General features: G+C 69.7%; 20 protein-coding genes. 9 read left to right on the plus strand and 11 right to left on the minus strand.

Going from position 1 to position 19,913, the window contains the following annotated elements; translation table 11 throughout:
• The first annotated feature begins 4 nt into the window (after positions 1-4).
• From BpN12_RS05670 to BpN12_RS05680, 3 genes are all read left to right on the plus strand, one after another.
• A complete protein-coding gene (locus BpN12_RS05670; RefSeq protein ID WP_246794311.1) occupies positions 5-1,021 on the plus strand; it encodes a 1-aminocyclopropane-1-carboxylate deaminase in 1,017 nt (338 codons plus the stop codon).
• 143 nt (positions 1,022-1,164) lie between these two features.
• Positions 1,165-1,938, plus strand: a complete 774-nt coding sequence (locus tag BpN12_RS05675) for an SDR family NAD(P)-dependent oxidoreductase (protein WP_246794312.1) — start codon at positions 1,165-1,167, stop codon at positions 1,936-1,938.
• 57 nt (positions 1,939-1,995) lie between these two features.
• The gene (locus tag BpN12_RS05680) at positions 1,996-3,066 is read left to right on the plus strand and encodes an L-idonate 5-dehydrogenase (RefSeq protein WP_246794313.1); all 1,071 of its coding nucleotides are present in this window, start codon (positions 1,996-1,998) and stop codon (positions 3,064-3,066) included.
• Positions 3,067-3,174: 108 nt separating this feature from the next.
• Here BpN12_RS05680 and BpN12_RS05685 read toward each other — a convergent pair whose 3' ends face one another.
• The 6 genes from BpN12_RS05685 to BpN12_RS05710 form a co-directional block, all read right to left on the minus strand.
• Positions 3,175-4,047, minus strand: a complete 873-nt coding sequence (locus BpN12_RS05685; protein WP_425306291.1) for an ABC transporter permease — start codon at positions 4,045-4,047, stop codon at positions 3,175-3,177.
• On the minus strand, positions 4,040-5,230 hold the full coding sequence (locus tag BpN12_RS05690; RefSeq protein WP_246794314.1) for an ABC transporter substrate-binding protein: 1,191 nt from the start codon (positions 5,228-5,230) through the stop codon (positions 4,040-4,042). The genes BpN12_RS05685 and BpN12_RS05690 overlap by 8 nt, the downstream gene beginning before the upstream one ends.
• A gap of 46 nt (positions 5,231-5,276) precedes the next feature.
• Positions 5,277-6,056 (minus strand): ABC transporter ATP-binding protein, encoded by a 780-nt coding sequence (locus tag BpN12_RS05695; protein WP_246794315.1) that lies wholly within the window; start codon positions 6,054-6,056, stop codon positions 5,277-5,279.
• A complete protein-coding gene (locus BpN12_RS05700; RefSeq protein ID WP_425306302.1) occupies positions 6,053-7,168 on the minus strand; it encodes an acyl-CoA dehydrogenase family protein in 1,116 nt (371 codons plus the stop codon). The genes BpN12_RS05695 and BpN12_RS05700 overlap by 4 nt, the downstream gene beginning before the upstream one ends.
• Before the next feature lie 14 nt (positions 7,169-7,182).
• A complete protein-coding gene (locus BpN12_RS05705) occupies positions 7,183-7,749 on the minus strand; it encodes a carboxymuconolactone decarboxylase family protein (protein ID WP_246794317.1) in 567 nt (188 codons plus the stop codon).
• Positions 7,750-7,891: 142 nt separating this feature from the next.
• A complete protein-coding gene (locus tag BpN12_RS05710; RefSeq protein ID WP_246794318.1) occupies positions 7,892-8,851 on the minus strand; it encodes an AraC family transcriptional regulator in 960 nt (319 codons plus the stop codon).
• A 255-nt stretch (positions 8,852-9,106) separates the two neighbouring features.
• On the opposite strand from BpN12_RS05710, the gene BpN12_RS05715 reads away from it, so the two are divergent.
• Entirely contained in the window at positions 9,107-9,478 is a 372-nt protein-coding gene (locus BpN12_RS05715; protein WP_246794319.1) for an MAPEG family protein, read from the plus strand.
• 19 nt (positions 9,479-9,497) lie between these two features.
• Here BpN12_RS05715 and BpN12_RS05720 read toward each other — a convergent pair whose 3' ends face one another.
• Complete coding sequence (locus BpN12_RS05720; protein WP_246794320.1) at positions 9,498-10,403, minus strand: LysR family transcriptional regulator; 906 nt, start codon at positions 10,401-10,403, stop codon at positions 9,498-9,500.
• A 168-nt stretch (positions 10,404-10,571) separates the two neighbouring features.
• Here BpN12_RS05720 and BpN12_RS05725 point away from each other — a divergent pair, with 168 nt between their 5' ends.
• Complete coding sequence (locus BpN12_RS05725) at positions 10,572-11,555, plus strand: aldo/keto reductase (RefSeq protein WP_246794321.1); 984 nt, start codon at positions 10,572-10,574, stop codon at positions 11,553-11,555.
• A gap of 236 nt (positions 11,556-11,791) precedes the next feature.
• Here the strand turns inward: BpN12_RS05725 and ahpF are convergent, their stop codons facing one another.
• Both ahpF and ahpC read right to left on the minus strand, forming a co-directional pair.
• Entirely contained in the window at positions 11,792-13,384 is a 1,593-nt protein-coding gene (ahpF, locus tag BpN12_RS05730) for an alkyl hydroperoxide reductase subunit F (protein WP_246794322.1), read from the minus strand.
• Between the two features lie 119 nt (positions 13,385-13,503).
• A complete protein-coding gene (ahpC, locus tag BpN12_RS05735; RefSeq protein WP_042627730.1) occupies positions 13,504-14,067 on the minus strand; it encodes an alkyl hydroperoxide reductase subunit C in 564 nt (187 codons plus the stop codon).
• Between the two features lie 582 nt (positions 14,068-14,649).
• On the opposite strand from ahpC, the gene BpN12_RS33290 reads away from it, so the two are divergent.
• Both BpN12_RS33290 and BpN12_RS05740 read left to right on the plus strand, forming a co-directional pair.
• Positions 14,650-14,778, plus strand: coding sequence for a hypothetical protein (locus tag BpN12_RS33290; protein ID WP_280529129.1), 129 nt, complete (start codon positions 14,650-14,652; stop codon positions 14,776-14,778).
• 69 nt (positions 14,779-14,847) lie between these two features.
• Entirely contained in the window at positions 14,848-15,567 is a 720-nt protein-coding gene (locus tag BpN12_RS05740) for a YecA/YgfB family protein (RefSeq protein ID WP_246794323.1), read from the plus strand.
• Between the two features lie 143 nt (positions 15,568-15,710).
• Here the strand turns inward: BpN12_RS05740 and BpN12_RS05745 are convergent, their stop codons facing one another.
• Both BpN12_RS05745 and BpN12_RS05750 read right to left on the minus strand, forming a co-directional pair.
• On the minus strand, positions 15,711-16,199 hold the full coding sequence (locus BpN12_RS05745; RefSeq protein WP_246794324.1) for a hypothetical protein: 489 nt from the start codon (positions 16,197-16,199) through the stop codon (positions 15,711-15,713).
• Between the two features lie 123 nt (positions 16,200-16,322).
• Positions 16,323-16,946, minus strand: coding sequence for a nitroreductase family protein (locus BpN12_RS05750; protein WP_246794325.1), 624 nt, complete (start codon positions 16,944-16,946; stop codon positions 16,323-16,325).
• A 529-nt stretch (positions 16,947-17,475) separates the two neighbouring features.
• Between BpN12_RS05750 and BpN12_RS05755 the strand changes: the two genes are divergently transcribed.
• Positions 17,476-18,891, plus strand: a complete 1,416-nt coding sequence (locus BpN12_RS05755) for a circularly permuted type 2 ATP-grasp protein (protein WP_042627734.1) — start codon at positions 17,476-17,478, stop codon at positions 18,889-18,891.
• Positions 18,892-18,967: 76 nt separating this feature from the next.
• Positions 18,968-19,909, plus strand: coding sequence for an alpha-E domain-containing protein (locus BpN12_RS05760; RefSeq protein ID WP_042627735.1), 942 nt, complete (start codon positions 18,968-18,970; stop codon positions 19,907-19,909).
• Positions 19,910-19,913: the final 4 nt, after the last annotated feature.

The following is a 19,913-nucleotide window of genomic DNA, read 5'->3' on the forward strand; positions in this document are numbered from 1 at the left end:
AGGCATGAATCTTCAGAAGTTCCCGCGTTATCCGCTGACTTTCGGGCCGACGCCGATCCAGCCGCTGCGGCGGCTCAGCGCCCATCTGGGCGGCAAGGTCGAGCTGTACGCGAAGCGCGAGGATTGCAACAGCGGGCTCGCGTTCGGCGGCAACAAGACCCGCAAGCTCGAATACCTGATTCCGGACGCGATCGCGCAGGGCGCGGACACGCTGGTGTCGATCGGCGGCGTGCAGTCGAACCAGACGCGCCAGGTGGCGGCGGTGGCGGCGCATCTCGGCATGAAGTGCGTGCTGGTGCAGGAGAACTGGGTCAACTATGCGGACGCGGTCTATGACCGGGTCGGCAACATCCAGATGTCGCGCATCATGGGCGCCGACGTGCGGCTGGTGCCGGACGGCTTCGACATCGGCATCCGCAAGAGCTGGGAGGAGGCGCTGGCCGAAGTGCGCGCGGCCGGCGGCAAGCCGTATCCGATTCCGGCCGGCTGCTCGGAGCATCCGCTCGGCGGGCTCGGCTTCGTCGGCTTCGCCGAGGAAGTGCGCGCGCAGGAGGCGGAGCTGGGGATTCGCTTCGACTACATCGTCGTGTGCTCGGTCACGGGCAGCACGCAGGCCGGCATGGTGGTGGGCTTCGCGGCCGACGGGCGCGCCGACCGCGTGATCGGCATCGACGCCTCGGCCAAGCCGGCGCAGACGCGCGAGCAGATCCTGCGGATCGCGCGCGGCACGGCCGATCGCGTCGAGCTGGGCCGCGACATCGGCGAGGCGGACGTGGTGCTCGACGAGCGCTTCGGCGGCCCCGAATACGGCCTGCCGAGCGACGGCACGCTCGAGGCGATCCGCCTGAGCGCGAAGTTCGAGGGCATGCTGACCGACCCGGTCTACGAAGGCAAGTCGATGCACGGCATGATCGAGAAGGTGCGGCTCGGCGAGTTCCCGGCCGGCTCGAAAGTGCTCTATGCGCATCTGGGCGGCGTGCCGGCGCTGAGCGCCTATAGCTACCTGTTCCGCGACGGTTGAGGCCACGGCCGGCAGGTGATCACGTTTCATGATTACGCGATCAACAATCACCATTGGCAAGGCCCGGCCGCCTGCGGTCTACTGAGCGCCCGCCGCAGCGCGCCGATTTCCGGCGCGCGCGGCTCAGGTATTCGGAGACAGGCATGGCAGACGTGACCACCCTGTTCCGGCTCGACGGGCGCCGCGCGCTCGTGACCGGGTCGGGACGCGGCATCGGCCTCGCACTTGCGCGCGGGCTCGCGCAAGCCGGCGCGAGCATCGTGATCAACGATCGCAATCCCGAGAAGGCCGCCGCGCTCGCGGCCGGCTTCCGCGACGAAGGCTTCGACGCCTCGCACGCGGTGTTCGACGTGACCGATTCGGCGCAGGCCACGGCCGCGATCGACGCGTTCGAGGCCGAGGTCGGCCCGATCGAGATCCTCGTCAACAACGCCGGCATCCAGCGCCGCGCGCCGCTCGACCAGTTCGAGGACGACGACTGGCACGCGCTGATGCGCGTCAACCTCGACGGCGCGTTCATCGTCTCGCGCGCGCTCGCGCGCCACATGATCGGGCGCGGTCGCGGCAAGATCATCAACATCTGCTCGGTGCAGAGCGAACTCGCGCGGCCCTCGATCGCGCCGTATGCGGCCACCAAGGGCGCGCTGCGGATGCTGACCAAGGGCATGTGCGCGGACTGGGCGCGCCACGGCATCCAGGCCAACGGCCTCGCGCCGGGCTACTTCGAGACCGAACTGAACCAGGCGCTGGTCGCCGATCCCGCGTTCAACGACTGGATCTGCAAGCGCACGCCGGCCGGCCGCTGGGGCCGCGTCGAGGAGCTGTGCGGCGCGGCGGTGTTCCTCGCCTCGCCGGCGGCCGATTTCATCAACGGCCAGACGCTGTTCGTCGACGGCGGCCTGACGAGCGTGGTCTGAGCGCCGGGCGCTCCGGCATTCCGGTGTTCCAGCATTGAAGATCAGGAGGAAACATCCATGAGACTGCGTTGCATGTGTCTCGTCATTCACGCGCCGAACGACCTGCGCTACGAGGCCGCCGACATCGAGGCGCCCGGCGCGGGCCAGGTGCGCGTGCAGGTTGCGATGGGCGGCATCTGCGGCTCGGACCTGCATTACTTCCGCCACGGCGGGTTCGGCGCGATCCGGCTGCAGCAGCCGATGATTCTGGGCCACGAGGTGGCCGGCACGGTGGTCGAGACCGGCGAGGGCGTGACCGGCGTGCGGGTGGGCGACCGCGTGGCCGTCAACCCGAGCCGGCCCTGTGGCCGGTGCAAGTACTGCCTCGAAGGGCTGCCGAACCAGTGTCTCGACATGCGCTTCTACGGCAGCGCGATGCGCATGCCGCACATCCAGGGCGCGTTTCGCGGCGCGCTGGTCTGCGATGCGGCGCAGTGCGTGAAGCTGGCCGATCACGTGCCGTTCTCGCTCGCCGCGCTGGCCGAGCCGTTCGCGGTCGGCCTGCATGCCGTGACGCGCGCCGGCGCGCTGATCGGCCGGCGCGTGCTGGTGTCGGGCTGCGGGCCGATCGGCGCGCTGGTGGTGGCGGCGGCCCGCGCGCACGGCGCGCGCGAGGTGATGGCTACCGACGTGGTGGACGAGCCGCTCGCGGTGGCGAAGGCGCTCGGCGCCGATCACACCATCAACGTCGCGGCCGATCCCGAATGGACGAAGCCGCTCGCGGCCGACAAGGGCAGCTTCGACGTGATGATCGAGTGCTCGGGCAACGAACGCGCGCTGCGCGACGGGCTCGAGGTGCTGCGCCCGCGCGGCGTGGTGGTGCAGCTCGGCCTGGGCGGCGACGTGGCGATCCCGCAGAACGTGGTGGTGGCCAAGGAGCTGACGATCTGCGGCTCGTTCCGCTTCCACGCCGAGTTCGCGCTGGCCGTGCAGTTGATCAACGAGGGGCGCGTGGATCTGGCGCCCGCCATCACGCGCGTGTTCCCGGCGCGCGAGGCGAGCGAGGCGTTCGCGCTCGCCGGCGACCGGCGCCGCGCGATGAAGGTGCTGATCGATTTCCAGGACGCGCTGGCCGACGCCGAGGCCTGATGCGCTGGGTGGGCGGCTGCCTCGCCGCCTGACACGACGAAGGCCCGATCGCGACGATCGGGCCTTTCGTCCTGGGTCCTGGATCCGCGGGGCAGGGCGCGTCGCGCCTCAATGCCCCTCGTCGCCGGCGCCGCCGTTCAGCCGCGCGGCCAGCGTGCGCGCGGCCAGATCGAGCAGGAAGCCGAGCACGCCGATCACGAGGATCACGGCGGTCAGCTCCGAGTAGGCGAGCCGGTCGCGCGTGTCGAGGATCAGGTAGCCGAGCCCCGAACTGACGCCGATCATCTCGGCCGGCACCAGCACGATCCAGAGAATGCCGATCGCGAGCCGCACGCCGGTCAGCACGTGCGCGGCCACGCCGGGCACGTAGATGTGCCAGAGCATTTCGGCGCGCGTCGCGGCCAGGCTGCGGCCCAGTTCGATCCAGCGCCGGTCCAGCTGCGCGACGCCGGCCGCGGTGCTGAGGATCAGCGGCCATACCGCCGCGAACGCGAGCAGGAAATAGACGGCGCGATCGCCGACGCCGAGCGACATCACCGCCACCGGCATCCACGACAGCGGCGAGATCATGCGCAGGAACTGCAGCGTCGGCGACAGCGCGTGCTCGAGCCAGCGCACGCGGCCGATCGCGAAGCCGACCGGCACGCCGATCACGAGCGCCGCGCCGAGGCCCACCGCGATGCGGCGCAGGCTGGTGGCCACGTGCAGCAGCAGCTGATCCTCGCCGATCAGCGCCGGCAGTGCCTGCCACGCGCGCTGTGGCGAGAACTGCGCGAGCATCGCGTTGCCGCCGGCCAGCAGCGCCACGGCCAGCCACCAGACGGCCAGCGTCGCCGCGAGACCGGCCACGCCGAGCAGCACGGCGCGCCGGCGGCGCGCGGCACGACGGCGTGCGAGGTCGGCCGCGGCGGCGCCGTCGGGCGGGGCGAGGGCGTCGCGCGCGTCGCGTTCCTCGTGCCCGGTCGGCAGCACGCTAGACAAGAATCGTCTCCTGCCGCGTGTAGCCGGCCGGCTGCCCGAACGCGGCCATCCCGCCCAGCGCCTCGATGCTCTTCTTCACGAAGCGGTCGTCCACCAGATCGCGCGCCGCGAACGCCGGATCGAGCTTGCCGAGGAAATCGCTCGCGCCCTCGGTCTGCGTGTTCTTGAGCCGGCGCACCAGTTCCTCGGTGTAGCTCGGGTACGGATAGGGCTGGAAGTCGATGCGCTTCTCGTGCCAGTCGGCGTGCTGGATCGCGCGGTCGCCCAGATAGCGCCCCTCGTCGCTGGCGGGCGGCGCGAGCACGCGGCCGAGCAGCGCCGATGCGTGCGGCGTGTAATGGTTCGGGCCTTCCTTCGACAGCAGCCTGGCCGCGTCCTGCGGATGCGCGCGGGTCCAGAGCTGGGCCTTGACGATCGCGTCGACCACCTTCTGCGACCAGTCCGGGCGCTGCGTCAGATCCTGCTCGTGCATGAAGATCGTGCAGCAGGCGTGGTTGCGCCAGACATCGCCGGTGAAGCGCAGCACCTTGCCCACGTTCAGTTGCTCGGCGGCCGCGTTGAACGGCTCGGCCACGATGAAGCCGGCGATCTGGCGCGAGGCCAGTGCGGGCGGCATGTCGGACGGCGACATCACGATCAGCGCGACTTCCTTCGGGCCGGGCGCGGCGCCTTTCTTCAGCACCGGGCGCAGCCCCTGCGCGCGCAGCAGGTCCTGCAGGATCACGTTGTGGATCGAGTACCAGAACGGCACGGCCACGGTCTTGCCGCCAAGGTCGGCGAGCGAGTTGACCTCGGGCGCGACCGTGAGCGCCGAGCCGTTCACGTGGTTCCAGGCCACCACCTTGGCCGGCGCGCGGCTGCCGTAGCGCGCCCACAGCGTCATCGGCGAGAGCAGGTGGACGACGTTGACCTGGCCCGACAGGAACGCCTCGACCAGCTGCGCCCAGCTGCGCAGCAGCGTCGGCTTCTCGGCGTGCAGGCCGGCGGCCTCGAAGTAGCCGTTGTTGTGCGCGACCAGCAGCGGCGCGGCGTCGATGATCGGCAGATAGCCGATCCGCACCGGCGCGTCGGGCTCGGCGGCGGCGCGCGCCGACAGCGAACCGAGCAGCGGCGCGGCGCCGGCCACGGAGAACAGCGTCGCGAGCTTCAGCCACTCGCGGCGGGACATCGGGAATTGGCACATCGTCAGGGTTCCACGGTGGGTTCGTCGGGATTCTTCGCGGCCGGGCTCAAGCGGTGTCGCGCGCCGCGGCCGGCTGCATCGCGTCGTGCAGCGCCTGCAGGATCGGGATGCGCAGCGCGCCGAGCGCGTCGAGCTGGCCGTCGCGCGGCGCGGGCACCGCCACGCGCCATTCGCCGGCGAGCCGGCCGCCGTTGCCGAGCAGCACGATGCGGTCGGCCACGCGCAGCGCCTCGTCGATGTCGTGCGTGACGAGCACGGCGGTCGCGCCGGTGCGGCGCACGATCTCGACCAGCAGTTGCTGCATGCCGGCGCGCGTGACTTCGTCGAGCGCGCCGAACGGTTCGTCGAGCAGCAGCGCACGCGGCTCGCGCGCGAGGCTGCGGGCCAGCGCGGCGCGCTGCGCCATGCCGCCCGACAGCTGCGCGGGGCGCCAGTGGCGCGCGTGTTCGAGGCCGACCGCGCGCAGCGCGGCGGTGGTGCGCTCGCGGCGCGTGGCACGCGGCAGCGCCGGCTGGCGCGCGAAGTCGAGGCCGAACGCGACGTTGCGCTCGACGCTGAGCCACGGCAGCAGCGCGGGATGCTGGAACGCGAGCGCGATGTCGGCGCGCGGGCCGTTCACCGGCGCGCCGTCGACGCGCACGGTGCCCGCGCTGGGCGGCACGAGTCCCGCCAGCGCGCGCAGCAGCGAGGACTTGCCGCAGCCGCTCGGCCCGAGCAGCGCGAGGATCTCGCCGGGCGCGACCTGCAGCGCGACCTCGCGCAGCACCTCGCGGTTCGGATAGCGGAGCGCGAGCCCCTCGGTCTCGAGTCGCGCGCCGCCGCTCATGCCGTCGCCGCCTGCTGGCGGTGGCGGGCGAGCTGGGTCTTCAACTGCACCAGGCTCGGCGTGACGATCGGCACGAACGAGGCCTCGCGCACGCGGCGCGCGGTGCCGCCCTGGCCACGCAGGTAGCCGCGTCCGCCCACCGCCTGCACTTCCAGCGCGACGGCCGCCTCGACGCTGGCCACCAGCGCGATGCGCAGCTCGAACAGCGCGGCCGGGCGCGCGAGGAAGCTGCCGTCCAGCACGCCCGCGAGCAGATGCTCGCGCTGCGCGGCCAGCGTCGCGCGGGTCGCCTCGATCTCGTCGGCGATCACGTCCTGCGTCGCGTGGCCGGTGTCGGCCGCCGCCGCGAGCGCGCGCTCGGCGAGGCCCACCGACATCCCGCATTGCAGCCCGAGGAACGACGGGCGCACGCGCGCGAGGAACGCCGGCGCGTCGGCCGCGATCCGCCACGAGGCGTCGAGCACGGTGCCGTCCACGCGCAGCGCGGCCGTGTTGCTGCCGCGCAGCGCGATCAGGTCGAGGTGGTCGCTGCGCACGACGCCGGGCGCCGCGTGCGGCAGCGCGAAGATCGACGGCGCGGCGCCGTCGTCGTGCTCGAACGCGGCGGCCGCGAGGAAGCCCTCGGGCCGCAGGTTGGTGATCCACGGCAGGCTGCCCGCGAGCGCGTAGCCGTCGGCATGACGGGTGGCGCGCATCTGCAGCGATTCGATGTTCGACAGGTACTTCATCGCGTTCGACAGGCCGGTGGCGCCGGCGATCTCGCCGCGCAGCAGCGGCGGCAGCCAGCGCTCGCGCAGCGCGTCCTGGTCGCCGCGCAGCACGTATTCGATGAAGGTGCGATGGCCCCACAGCACGAACGCGGCCGCGAGCGAGTGCGTGGCGACCTCGGCCACCGCCTCGATCGCGTCGGCGATGCTGCCGCCCGCGCCGCCGTCGGCTACCGGGACGCCGAGGCCGAACACGCCGCCGCGCGCGAGCCGCGGCAGCAGTTCGGCGGCCAGCACCGGTTCGGTGTCGAGCGATTCGGCATGCGCGTCGAGCCACGCGCCGAGTTCGGCGCGGGCGGACAAGTTCTGGGCCGGCGCGCCGGTTTCCGGCGTGGTGTCGGGCATCGGAATCGTCGGGTTCATGCGGTGCGGGCCTTCGGTTCCCAGCGGTAGTCGGCGAGTTGCGGATTCAGGTCGTTGCCGGCGAAATTGTTCGCGAAGTTGCAGAGCGTGGCAAGGCTTACGCCGAGGATCACTTCCAGCGCGTTCGCGTCGCTGAAGCCGGCCGCGAGGAACGCCGCGCGCGCCGCGTCCGGCACCGCGCCGCGCGTCGCGATCACGGCGCGCGTGAGCACGGCCACGGCGTCGAGCCGCGCGTCGGGAATCGTCGCCTGCTCGCGGATCGCCTCGACCACCTCGGCCGGCAATTGTGCCTTCTTCAGCGCGACGGCCGTGTGACCGGCCACGCAGAAGCCGCAGCCGTGGATCGCGGCGGCCGTGATCTGCACCACCTCGCGTTCGGCCAGCGTCAGGCCCGCGCGGCCGTTGATGCCGCCCACCGTCAGATAGGCTTCGAGCGCGGTGGGCGCGTTGGCCAGCGAGGCGACCAGGTTCGGCAGATAGCCGTTCGCGGCAAGCGCTTTTTCCAGGAACGGGCGGCTCGCTTCGGGAGCGCTTTCGACGGTGTGCAACGGCAGACGGGCCATGATGTCCTCGGCAGGAAGGGGCAGGTTCGAAGCTGCATTGTTGCCGGCGGCGGCGCGGGCGGGCAATGCGGCGCCGTCCGTGTTTCCTGCGGATTCGTCTCGCGCGCCGTGTGCATGACGCCGGGCGGCGCATGCGCCGCCGTCAGTGGATTGGCGCGTAGACCGACGCGTCGTGGCGCCGTTCGCGCCGGCAGGCGCCGGGCCGCAGGCCCGTCACGCGCTTGAAGGCCTGCGCGAACGCCGACTCGGAGCGGTAGCCGACGTGCTCGGCCGCGTTCCAGGTCGAGGCGCCGTGGCGCAGCATCTCGGCGGCCACCTTCATGCGCAGCAGCGCGAGGAATTGCGCGGGCGGCTGGCCGCAGGCATCGGCGAACTGCTTGCAGAAACGCGCGCGCGACATGTGGCAGAAATCGGCCATCGAGGTGGTGGTCCAGGCCTGGCCCGGTTCGGCCACGATCGCGTTGACGAGCGGCGCGAATTCGGCGCGGCGCATCACCGACCAGAGCCCGGGCGCGAAATCGTCGGCGCTCGCCACGGTGCGCAGCGCGTAGAAGAACAGCACGTCGGTCAGGCGGTCGACGAGCGGCGAGGGCGCGTCGGGCGTGCGGCGCGCCTCCTCGCGGATCAGGTCGAACACCACGCGCGCGCCGGCCAGGCGCGGATCGTCGTGGCTGGCGAGGATGTGGTCGGGCAGCAGGCCGTGGATGGCATCGCCGAGGTCGGAGCGGAACTCGAAGAAGCCGCAGGCGAGGCCCACAGTGCCGGCCGACGCGTCGGCTTCGAGCGAGGTCATGGTGCCGGCGCGTGCGCCGAACTGGCGATCGTCGGGCGCGGCCGCGTCGGGCGACAGGCAATGCGCGATGTCGTGCAGCAGGAACACCGCGTCGCCGGCCACGAGCCGCTGGCTGCGCGCCGGGCGCGTGTCGGTGGCGCGCAGGTGCAGCCAGCATTCGCCCTGCAGCACGAGGTGGAAGCTCGCGCGCTGGTGGCCGGCCGTGGACGCGAGGTAAGTCCCGCAATACTGGCCGGCGTGGAACAGGGTGCTGCGCAATTCGAGGCCGGAGAGCAGCCAGTCGGCGGCGCGTTCAGCGGTGGTCAACATGGGGCGACGAGGATGCGGCCGGGGCCGAAAACACAATGAGAAAAGAGACGCAGCTTAAGCCCCGGCGCGCGCGGCGCCAAAGAAGCATTGGCAGGATACATATGCGATGCGGTGATAAGCGCGCGCTCGCTGACGTGCCGATCGTGCGCCGCGGCAGAGGAAGCCGTCTAGTTTTCCGGCGCGGCGCGGGGGCGTGCCGATGCTAAGCTCCGCACCATCTTGTCATCGTTCAATGTCAACAATGGAGACCCGGAGATGATCCGTTCGCAACTCTGCCTGACCATCGTCGCGCTGCTGCCGTTCGTCTGGACCGTCTGCGCGAAGGGGCGCGCGAGCTACGACAACCGCGCGCCGCGCGACTACCTCGCGAAGCTCGAAGGCTGGCGGCGCCGCGCGGCGGCCGCGCACCAGAACGCCTGGGAGGCGCTCGCGCTGTTCACGGCGGCGCTGGTGGTGGCGTGGCACGATGGAGCGAACGCGGCGCGCGTCGATCAGCTGGCCACCGCGTTCGTCGCGATCCGCGTGCTGCACGGCGTCGTCTATGTCGCGAACTGGGCGGCGCTGCGCTCGCTGGTCTGGTTCGCGGGGATGGTCTGCATCGTCTGGCTGTTCTTCGTCGCGCCCTGAGTGCCGAGAGCCGCCGGGCTCAAAGCGGGCCGCCGGCCACCCAGTCCCGTACCGCCTGCGTGAACAGGCGCAGCGGCGCGGGCGGATGGCGGTTGGCCGGGTAATAGAGCGCGAGCCCCGGCATCGGCACGCTCCAGGCGTCGAGCAGCGCGATCAGCCGCCCGCTCGCCAGATGCTCCTCGATCTGGCTCTCGGGCACCCAGGCCACGCCGATGCCGGCCAGCGCGGCCTCGATCATCGAATTCAGGTTGCCGAGCGTCATCGGGCCGTGTACGTCGAGGCTGCTGGTCTTGCCGTCGAGCTGGAAATCCCAGCGGAACATCGCGCCGCTCTCGAACCGGTAGCGGATGCAGCGGAGCTGCATCAGGTCGGCGGGCCGTTCCGGCTTCGGATGGCGCGCCAGATAGGCGGGCGAGGCCACGGCGATGAAGCGCATGTCCGGCCCGAAGCGCACCGCGATCATGTCGCGCGGGACGTCGTCGAGCACGCGGATGCCGGCATCGAAGCCTTCCGCGACGATGTCGATGAGCCGCGTGTCGGTGACGAACTCGACGTGGATCTCCGGATAGCGCAGCAGGAAATCGGGCAGTACGTGGCGGATCAGGAGGCGCGTGGAGGTTTCCGACGCGTTGATCCGGACCGAGCCGGTGGGCCGGTTCTGCGCGGTCGAGACTTCGTCCACGGCGTTCTCGAGGTCGCTCAGCGCCGGGCCGACACGGCGCAGCAGGTGCTCGCCGGCCTCGGTCAGCGCGACCGAGCGTGTGGTGCGGTTGAACAGGCGCACGCCGAGCCGCGCCTCCAGGCTGCGCATCGCGTGGCTCAGCGCCGACGGCGAGACGGCCAGCGAGCGTGCCGCCGCGCGGAAGCTGCGCTGGTCGGCGATCGCGACGAACGCCGTCAGTTCGGAGAGCCCGGCTCGCAACATAGATGAAAATTCCTCAGTAACGCGTGCAAAATCATTCGTATTGTTGCGCGTAGCGTAGCACCCTAGACTGCTTCCTGTCTCGCACGACGACGGCATCGGGCCGTCGCGACGGCGGCCGGCCGGGCGTTCCGCGCCGCGCCGGCCGGCATTGGAACAGGAGGATGAAGCATGCAGACACGCACACTGGGCAACGGCGGGCTCGAGGTTTCGGCGATCGGGTTCGGCTGCATGGGCCTGAGCTTCGGCTACGGCCCGGCCGTCGACAAGGCCCACGGCATCGCGCTGATCCGCAGCGCGTTCGAGCGCGGCGTCACCTTCTTCGACACCGCCGAGGCCTATGCGCAGGGCGAGAACGAGCGGCTGGTCGGCGAGGCGCTCGCGCCGTTTCGCGAGCAGGTGGTGATCGCCACCAAGTTCGGCTTCATCGACGGCGATCCACGGCAGGGCGTCGACAGCCGGCCCGAGACGATCCGCGCCGTCTGCGAGGCGTCGCTCGCGCGGCTCGGCGTCGAGCGCATCGATCTGTTCTACCAGCATCGCGTCGATCCTGCCGTGCCGATCGAGGACGTGGCCGGCACCGTGAAGGAACTGGTGCGAGAGGGCAAGGTCGCGCACTTCGGCCTGTCCGAGGCCGGCGCGCAGACCATCCGGCGCGCGCACGCGGTGCTGCCGGTGGCGGCGCTGCAGAGCGAATACTCGCTGTGGTGGCGCGAGCCCGAGCAGGCCGTGCTGCCCGTGCTCGACGAACTCGGCATCGGCTTCGTGCCGTTCTCGCCGCTCGGCAAGGGCTTCCTGACCGGCGCGATCGATACCACCACAAGGTTCGACGCCAGCGATTTCCGCAACGTCGTGCCGCGTTTTTCGGAGGCGAACCGTGCCGCGAACGCGGGGCTCGTCGCGGCGCTCGGCGCGATCGCCGATCGGAAGGGCGCCACGCGCGCGCAGATCGCGCTCGCCTGGCTGCTCGCGCAGCGTGCGTCGATCGTGCCGATTCCGGGCACGACGAAATCGCATCGGCTCGACGAGAACGTCGGCGCGGCCGGGGTGACGCTCGACGCCGCCGATCTCGACCGGATCGGCGCGATGCTGCGCGAGATCGAGGTGGTGGGCGAGCGCTATCCGGCGCAGTTCCAGCAGCGCATCGATCGTTGAACGGCCGGGCAGGGGCGCGGGCGCCCCGAGCCTGAAAACGACAAGGCCCCGTTCGCTGCCGACGGGGCCTTGTCGTGTCGGGCGCCTGAGCGGCCGCGCGATTCACGCGGCCATCAACGCCTGCGCCCGCCTGATGCGGGTTGGGGAAAAAGCACCCTCGCTGCCATGGGGGCATGGCGGGCGAGGGTCAAGGGTAGAACGTTACGACTGCAATGCTTGCCTGCCGGGGCCGCGCGTCAGGCGGCGACGGCTTCGCCGGCCTTCGCGGCGACGGGCGCCTCGACGTCCTGGCGGATCAGGTAATCGAAGGCCGACAGCGAGGCCTTCGCGCCTTCGCCGACCGCGATCACGATCTGCTTGTACGGCACCGTGGTCACGTCGCCGGCGGCGAACACGCCCGGCAGCGAGGTGGCGCCGCGCGCATCGACCACGATTTCGCCGTGCTTCGACAGCTCGATCGTGCCCTTCAGCCATTCCGTGTTCGGCACCAGGCCGATCTGGACGAACACGCCTTCCAGTTCGATGCGCTTCGTTTCGCCGGTCGTGCGCTCCAGGTAGACGAGGCCGTTCAGCTTCTGGCCGTCGCCGAGCAGTTCCTTGGTCTGCGCGCTGGTGATGATGGTCACGTTCTTGAGGCTGCGCAGCTTGCGTTGCAGCACTTCGTCTGCGCGCAGCGCGTCGCCGAATTCGATCAGCGTCACTTCACGGACGATGCCGGCCAGGTCGATCGCGGCTTCCACGCCGGAGTTGCCGCCGCCCACCACGGCTACGCGCTTGCCCTTGAACAGCGGGCCGTCGCAGTGCGGGCAGTAGGCCACGCCCTTGTTGCGGTATTCGCGTTCGCCCGGCACGTTCAGTTCGCGCCAGCGGGCACCCGTCGAGAGGATCACCGACTTCGCCTTCAGCGTCGCGCCGCTTTCGAGGCGGATCTCGTTGATCGCGCCCGGCACCAGCGCGGTGGCGCGCTGCACGTCCATGATGTCGACTTCATACTGCTTGACGTGCTGTTCGAGCGCGACCGCGAACTTCGGCCCTTCGGTTTCCTGCACGGAGACGAAGTTCTCGATCGCCATCGTGTCGAGCACTTGGCCGCCGAAGCGCTCGGCCACCACGCCGGTGCGGATGCCCTTGCGCGCCGCGTAGATCGCGGCCGCCGCGCCCGCCGGGCCGCCGCCGACGATCAGCACGTCGAACACGTCCTTCTTGTCCAGTTCCTTCGCGGCCCGGGCGCTGGCGCCGGTGTCGAGCTTCGCGAGGATTTCCTTGACGCTGCTGCGGCCCTGGCCGAAATGCTCGCCGTTCACGAACATGGTCGGCACGGCCATGATCTGGCGTTCGTCCACCTCGTTCTGGAACAGCGCGCCGTCGATCGCCACGTGGCGGATGCGCGGGTTCAAGAGCGCCATCACGTTCAGCGCCTGCACGACTTCCGGGCAGTTCTGGCAGGTCAGCGAGAAATACGTTTCGAAGGAGAAATCGCCTTCGAGGTTGCGGATCTGTTCGATCGTCGCGTCGTCGAGCTTGAGCGGATGGCCGCCCACCTGCAGCAGCGCGAGCACGAGCGAGGTGAATTCATGCCCCATCGGGATACCCGCGAAGCGGATGCCGGTGGGCTTGCCGGGCTCGCCGATCGAGAACGACGGCTTGCGTTCGGCATCGTCGCGGCGTTCCACGACGGTGACGCGCGGCGACAGCGAGCCGATCTCGTTCAGCAGCTCGATCAGCTCCTTCGACTTGGCGCCGTCGTCGAGCGAAGCGACGAGTTCGATCGGGCGGGTGATCTTGTCGAGGTACGACTTCAACTGGTTCTTGAGATTGGCGTCGAGCATGATGATTCGGATTCCGTAATGTTTTTGGCACCTCGCCGGAGGGCGAGGAGGCGTGCGGCGCGAGGGCCGCACGGTGGAGCGCCTTGCGGCGCCCCGGTACCGTCTGATGCGAACGAAGCTTAGATCTTGCCGACCAGGTCGAGCGACGGCGTCAGCGTTTCGGCGCCCGGCGTCCACTTGGCGGGGCAGACTTCACCCGGGTGCGACGCGACGTATTGAGCAGCCTGCACCTTGCGCAGCAGTTCGCCTGCGTCGCGGCCGATGCCGTTGTCGTGGATTTCAGCGATCTTGATCTCGCCTTCCGGGTTGATCACGAACGTGCCGCGCAGCGCCAGGCCTTCTTCCTCGATCAGCACGTCGAATGCGCGTGCCAGCGTGGCCGTCGGGTCGCCGACCAGCGGGTACTTGATCTTCGCGATCGTGTCCGACGTGTCGTGCCATGCCTTGTGCGTGAAGTGGGTGTCGGTCGACACGCCGTAGATTTCCACGCCCAGCTTCTGGAATTCTTCGTAGCGATCCGCCAGGTCGCCCAGCTCCGTCGGGCACACGAACGTGAAGTCGGCCGGATAGAACACGACGACCGACCACTTGCCCTTCAGCGACTCTTCGCTGACGGGAACGAATTCGCCGTTGTGATATGCGGTTGCCTTGAACGGTTTGATCTGGCTGTTGATGATCGGCATTTGGGTCTTCCTTTGGTCAATGGGTGATCAGGAGCAGCCAGTATGACGATTGGGGGAGGGAATGTGAAATTGCTTGTTTCAATCACGGGGATCGAGATTTTCTATCTACCCCGAATTTTAGATAGCCCGAAGCTCGGGCCGGGTCGGGAGACCGGGCGCCGGCGCAAGCGGAGCGACGGTGGGCAGGCGGAGAGCCTTGCCGCGTAAGCTTCGGATGCCTCGCCGGAGGTCGCGGGGCGGGCTGCGCCGAGGCGCTCGGCGCGAGATGCGACGACGCGTCTAAATGACGCGAATATCCGGATTTTCGCCGATTCGTGCGTGGCCGTCCAGCCCCGTGGGAAAACGAAATGGCACCTGGCGAATCATTAGCGGATCGATTTGACGTAGGCGTGACGAAGCGCATTTCGATCTGGCCGATGCCGCCATACTGCCGCGCAATTTCGGTGCGGATTCGGGCGGATTCGAGTGGAGCGGGGCGCGACGGCGATGCGGGAATCGGTGGCGACAACGATAACGAAACGGCGCCCCGGAGCGGGGCCAGGAGCAAGGCGCGGGCGGCGGCCAGGCGACGGCTGGACCCTGGTGTCGCCGGGCAAGCTCGGCTCGTGGTTCATGCTGACGATCATGAGCTACGTGATCGTGACGTTCGTGAACCGGCCGCGCGCGTGGCACGGCGCCGAGGCGCACGGCGGCGCGCGCGAGCGGCGGTAGAATGCCGGTTTTCCATTTCCTCCGCGCCGCCGCGACCGGTTCGCGCGCGCGGAGCGTCCCCCAAGCGCGATGACCCACACTGACGACAAAACGCTCGACGAGCTCGACCGGTTCCTGATGTCCGACATCATGTCGGAAAACACCATGACGATCGAGATGCTCGACGGTTACCTGACCGCGATCGCGATCGGCCCGACCACCATCCAGCCGACCGAATGGCTCGCCGACGTCTGGGGGCCGACCGAGGACGACGCGCCCGATTTCGAATCCTACGAACAGGCCGAGTACGTGTTCGGCCTGATGATGCGCCACTACAACGCGATCCTGCAGACCTTCGAGGCCGATCCCGCGTCGATCGCGCCGCTGTTCAGCGTCAACGAGGTGGACGACGAGGACGATCCGCGCGAGTACATCGACGCGGAAGCGTGGGCGAACGGTTTCTTCCAGGGCATGGGGCTGTGCTGGGACGACTGGCAGCCGCTGCTCGACCATCCCGATGCCGAGGAATGGCTGCGGCCGCTGCGCCTGCTCGGCAGCGACGATCTCGACGACGAGGAGCGCGAGCTGGTCAGCCAGCCGGCCGAGCGCGAGACGCTGTCGGAGCAGGTGCCGCCCGCGGTCGCGCGAATCTACGCATTCTGGCTGCCGCATCGCGGCTCGACGCAGGAGCGGCTGCTGGCGCAGACGATCCAGCGCGACGCGCCGAAGGTCGGCCGCAACGATCCCTGCCCGTGCGGCAGCGGCAAGAAGTTCAAGAAGTGCCACGGCACGGACGATGCGCAGGACTGACGCGGCGCGGCGCCGCTCGCTGCGGATCGGTCGCGATCAGGCGGTGAGCGGGCGCGCGATGCGCCGTCGGAATCGGCCGTGGCGGCCGTGATGGGCCGTGACGGGTGGGGGCGGTGCCATGCCGGCCTCGCCCGCGGCTCAACTCAGTGGATGTAGGTGACGCTGCGTTCGCGCGCGCGGATCTCGAGTCCGGCGTCGAGCAGCGAGATCGAGAACCAGCGCGTGAGCTTCAGCACGCCGCTGACCGAGAACGCGGGCAGCCAGTCGTTCAGCACGCGCATCGCGGCCTCGCCGCGCGTCGACTGCAGATGCGCGATGGCCTGCAGCAGCGAGGCTTCGTCGTAGGCGAGTTCGCGCGCGCAGCGGCAGCGCATGTCGAGCGGACGCGCCGCCGAACTGGCGAGCACGCACATCATCATGTCGAAGTGGTCGAGGCCGTCGGGATGGACGCCGGCCTCGGCCAGCACGTCGCGCCACGTATGCGGCAGCCGCGGGTTCGCGTTGCTGGCGCAGGCGGGATGCAGCCAGGTCCGCACGGCGGTGAGGATGACGCGTTCGGCGGTATCGGGATCGCCCGCGAGCGGGTCGTCGATCAACGAAGCGCGGCGTGTGGCGAGTCGCGTGTCACTCATGGCACCTCCAGGTATTCGGTGATTCGGTTGGGGCGGGGCGGGCGCGCGCGCCGCTCCGCGGGAAGACGCAGGCCGCGCCCGCGCGGCGGCGCGGCGGCGGCTTGACGGTCGATGAGCCGTGGATCAGTGCTGGGCGGAGCGCCATTCGCGCACGTAGGCGCTGGCGGCCGGGCGCGGCGTGGCCGGCATGTCGGCGGCCGGCGTGCCGACGTAGAGAAAGCCGAGCAGCCGCTCGTTCGGCGCAAAGCCGAGCGCGTCGTGCAGCGCGGGCTCGCGCGAATCGACGCCGGTCGACCAGAAGCCGCCGTAGCCAAGCAGGTGGACGGCGTTCAGCAGGTTCATCGCGGCGGCGCCGGCCGCCAGCAGCTGCTCGGTCTCGGGCACCTTGCGATGCGGGACGAGGGCCGCGCCGATCGCGATCAGCACGGGGGCGGCCAGCGCCTTGCCGGCGCGGTGCGCGTTCGATCCCGGCGGCGCGTCGGGCTCGCGCGCGTCGGCGAGGCCCACCAGCACGTCACCGAGCGCGCGGCGCGCTTCGCCGCGAATCAGCACGAAGCGCCACGGCTTCAGGTTGCCGTGATCGGGCGCGCGCATCGCGGCCGCGAAGATCGCGTCGAGTTCGCGGTCGTTCGGGCCGGGCTCGGCGAGCGGCCAGCAGGATTGGCGGGACAGCAGGCCGGCCAGGGCGGCGGCGGGATCGGTGGCGGCGTCGGGGGCGCCGAGGCGGGAGAGCGTGGCGGTCGTCATGGGAATCGGTGCGGTTCGTCGGTTCGGGCGATGGACGAATGATCGGCCAGTTTCTTCTTTAATGCAAATGATTCTCATTTATTGATTTGAGAAAACGGTTCGGCCGATGCGGTGGCGGTGCCACGTCTGCTGTCCGAAGTGGCCGTTCGGCCAGCCCTGCGTGCGAGTCCCGCCGCTTCCCGGTCCCGCTTCGCGCCGCGCTCACCGCCGTCGCGCGCCGATGGGCAAGCGGCGCCAACTGGCGCATGATCGACGCAGGCCGGCATGCTCGCCACGGTCGCCGGGTCTGTCGTCGAGGCCCCTCGTTCCGCTGGCCCGACTCGCGTTGCCGGGCCGCCTGCCTCGTCGCGGCGCATGCCGGCGCGCGCGGCGCGGCGGCCCGCACCGCCGCGGTGCGTGATGCCGTCAAACGGTGCCATATCGGTGAAAGTCTCAGGCTGGCGCAAGGCACGGACCTTGCTGGATACTGCATCACGCCGGTCCGGCATCGTGGATGCCGAACAGAAGAAGAGAGATGGAGAGATCCTGAATGAAGCCATTCGATGAAATGCTGCAATCCGGCGACTCGGTACGCGCACCTTACGAGCGCCTCAAGCAATGGCTCGATACGCAGGACCCTGCGAGCCTGGCGCAGAAGGCCCATGATGCCGAAGGCGTATTCCGGCGCACCGGCATCACGTTCGCCGTCTACGGCGACGCGGAGGCCGCCGAGCGGCTGATCCCGTTCGACATCGTGCCGCGCATCATTTCCGGTCAGGAATGGACCCGCCTGTCCCAGGGCATCGAGCAGCGCGTGATGGCGCTCAATGCGTTCCTCGACGACATCTACCACCGCCAGGAAATCGTCCGCGCCGGCATCGTGCCGAAGCACCTGATCGCGCACAACGAGGCGTTCCTGCCCGAGATGATCGGCTTCCGGCCGCCCGGCAACGTCTACACGCACATCATCGGCGTCGACATCGTGCGCACCGCCGAGAACCAGTTCTACGTGCTGGAGGACAACGCGCGCACGCCGTCGGGCGTGTCGTACATGCTGGAAAACCGCGAAACCATGATGCAGCTGTTTCCCGAGTTGTTCCAGCGCGTCAAGGTGCGGCCCGTCGAGACCTATCCGCAGCTGCTGCGCCAGTCGCTGGCGGCGGTCTGCCCGCCCGGCGGCAACGCCGACAATCCGACGGTGGCCGTGCTCACGCCCGGCATCCACAACTCGGCCTACTACGAACACGCGTTCCTGGCCGACCAGATGGGCGTGCATCTGGTGGAGGGCAGCGACCTGCAGGTGATCGACGGGCGCGTGGCGATGCGCACCACCGAGGGCTTCCGGCCGATCGACGTGCTGTACCGGCGCCTCGACGACGCGTTTCTCGATCCGCTCACGTTCCGCCCCGATTCGGTGCTCGGCGTGGCCGGCATCATGGACGTCTACCGCGCCGGCAACATCACGATCGCCAACGCGCCCGGCACCGGCATCGCCGACGACAAGGCGATCTATTCCTACATGCCCGAGATCGTCGAGTTCTACACCGGCCGCAAGGCGCTGCTCGAGAACGTGCCGACCTGGCGCTGCGGCGAGGCCGACAGCCTCAAGTACGTGCTCGAGCACCTGGAGGAGCTGGTGGTGAAGGAGGTCCACGGCTCGGGCGGCTACGGCATGCTGGTCGGCCCGGCCTCGACGCGCGAGGAGCGCGAGACCTTTTCGGCCAAGCTGCGCGCGCGGCCCGCCAACTACATCGCGCAGCCCACGCTCGCGCTGTCCACCACGCCGATCCTGACCGAGAAGGGGCTCGCGCCGCGCCACGTCGACCTGCGCCCGTTCGTGCTGGTCTCGGACCGGATCCGCATCACGCCGGGCGGGCTCACGCGCGTGGCGCTCAAGGAAGGCTCGCTCGTCGTCAATTCGAGCCAGGGCGGCGGCACCAAGGACACCTGGGTGCTGGCCGACTGAGCCGCCCGGCTCGCGCGGCGCAGCTCACCTGGCGGGCGCCGCGCGCGAAAGAAACAACGATCGGAGTCAACGGGAAATGCTTCTTGGACGCACTGCAAGCGGTCTCTACTGGATGTACCGCTACATCGAGCGCGCGGAGAACACCGCGCGGATCGTCGACGCGGGCCTGCGCATGGCGCTGACGCGCACCGCCGACGCGCCGGCGGAATGGTCGTCGGTGCTGGTCAGCTCGGGCGCCGACGACGGCTTCCGGCAGAAATACGACGAATACACGGTCGACAACGTCGCCGACTACCTGCTGCGCGATCGCGACAACCCGTCGAGCGTGCTGTCGTGCATCGAATACGCGCGGATGAACGCGCGCATGGTGCGCATCGCGCTCACGCGCGAGCTGTGGGAGACCGTCAACGACGCGTGGCAGTCGGTCAAGCGCCTGCTGGCGCGACCGTTCACGTCGAGCCAGCTGCCGGCGATCCTCGACCACATCAAGCGCGAGACCGCGCTGATGCTCGGCAGCTTCTACAGCACCATGCTGCGCAACGAGATCTTCGATTTCGCCGAGATCGGCGCGTTCATCGAGCGCGCCGACAACACCGCGCGGATCCTCGACGTGAAGTACCACCTGCTGCTGCCGTCGGTCTCGCACGTCGGCACCATGATCGACAACTACCAGTGGGAGTCGATCCTGCGCTCGGTGGCGGCGCACCGCTCGTACCGCTGGGTCTACGACGTGCAGTACAAGCCGATCAACATCGCCGACTATCTGATCCTGAACGGCCGCATGCCGCGCTCGCTGCGCTATTGCGCGGGGCGCGTGATGTCGAGCCTGAACCGGCTCGGGAGAGATTACGGCGTGACCCACGAATGTCACGATACCGCCGCGAAAATCCTGCAGATGCTGTCCGACAATTCGGTCGAACGGATCTTCAAGAGCGGGCTGCACGAGTTCCTGACCGACTTCATCGGCCGGAACAACAGCCTCGGCATCGAAATCGCCCAAGCCTACAACTTCGACTGAGAGC

Origin of the sequence: Burkholderia perseverans, from assembly GCF_022870505.1 — a bacterium.
In the GTDB taxonomy this organism is placed as follows: domain Bacteria; phylum Pseudomonadota; class Gammaproteobacteria; order Burkholderiales; family Burkholderiaceae; genus Burkholderia; species Burkholderia plantarii.

Coding starts and splice junctions, on each gene's coding strand:
- BpN12_RS05670 (WP_246794311.1), top strand. CDS start 5: ATGAATCTTCAGAAGTTCCCGCGTTATCCGCTGACTTTCGGGCCGACG.
- BpN12_RS05675 (WP_246794312.1), top strand. CDS start 1,165: ATGGCAGACGTGACCACCCTGTTCCGGCTCGACGGGCGCCGCGCGCTC.
- BpN12_RS05680 (WP_246794313.1), top strand. CDS start 1,996: ATGAGACTGCGTTGCATGTGTCTCGTCATTCACGCGCCGAACGACCTG.
- BpN12_RS05690 (WP_246794314.1), bottom strand. CDS start 5,230: ATGTGCCAATTCCCGATGTCCCGCCGCGAGTGGCTGAAGCTCGCGACG.
- BpN12_RS05695 (WP_246794315.1), bottom strand. CDS start 6,056: ATGAGCGGCGGCGCGCGACTCGAGACCGAGGGGCTCGCGCTCCGCTAT.
- BpN12_RS05700 (WP_425306302.1), bottom strand. CDS start 7,168: ATGCCCGACACCACGCCGGAAACCGGCGCGCCGGCCCAGAACTTGTCC.
- BpN12_RS05705 (WP_246794317.1), bottom strand. CDS start 7,749: ATGGCCCGTCTGCCGTTGCACACCGTCGAAAGCGCTCCCGAAGCGAGC.
- BpN12_RS05710 (WP_246794318.1), bottom strand. CDS start 8,851: ATGTTGACCACCGCTGAACGCGCCGCCGACTGGCTGCTCTCCGGCCTC.
- BpN12_RS05715 (WP_246794319.1), top strand. CDS start 9,107: ATGATCCGTTCGCAACTCTGCCTGACCATCGTCGCGCTGCTGCCGTTC.
- BpN12_RS05720 (WP_246794320.1), bottom strand. CDS start 10,403: ATGTTGCGAGCCGGGCTCTCCGAACTGACGGCGTTCGTCGCGATCGCC.
- BpN12_RS05725 (WP_246794321.1), top strand. CDS start 10,572: ATGCAGACACGCACACTGGGCAACGGCGGGCTCGAGGTTTCGGCGATC.
- ahpF (WP_246794322.1), bottom strand. CDS start 13,384: ATGCTCGACGCCAATCTCAAGAACCAGTTGAAGTCGTACCTCGACAAG.
- ahpC (WP_042627730.1), bottom strand. CDS start 14,067: ATGCCGATCATCAACAGCCAGATCAAACCGTTCAAGGCAACCGCATAT.
- BpN12_RS05740 (WP_246794323.1), top strand. CDS start 14,848: ATGACCCACACTGACGACAAAACGCTCGACGAGCTCGACCGGTTCCTG.
- BpN12_RS05745 (WP_246794324.1), bottom strand. CDS start 16,199: ATGAGTGACACGCGACTCGCCACACGCCGCGCTTCGTTGATCGACGAC.
- BpN12_RS05750 (WP_246794325.1), bottom strand. CDS start 16,946: ATGACGACCGCCACGCTCTCCCGCCTCGGCGCCCCCGACGCCGCCACC.
- BpN12_RS05755 (WP_042627734.1), top strand. CDS start 17,476: ATGAAGCCATTCGATGAAATGCTGCAATCCGGCGACTCGGTACGCGCA.
- BpN12_RS05760 (WP_042627735.1), top strand. CDS start 18,968: ATGCTTCTTGGACGCACTGCAAGCGGTCTCTACTGGATGTACCGCTAC.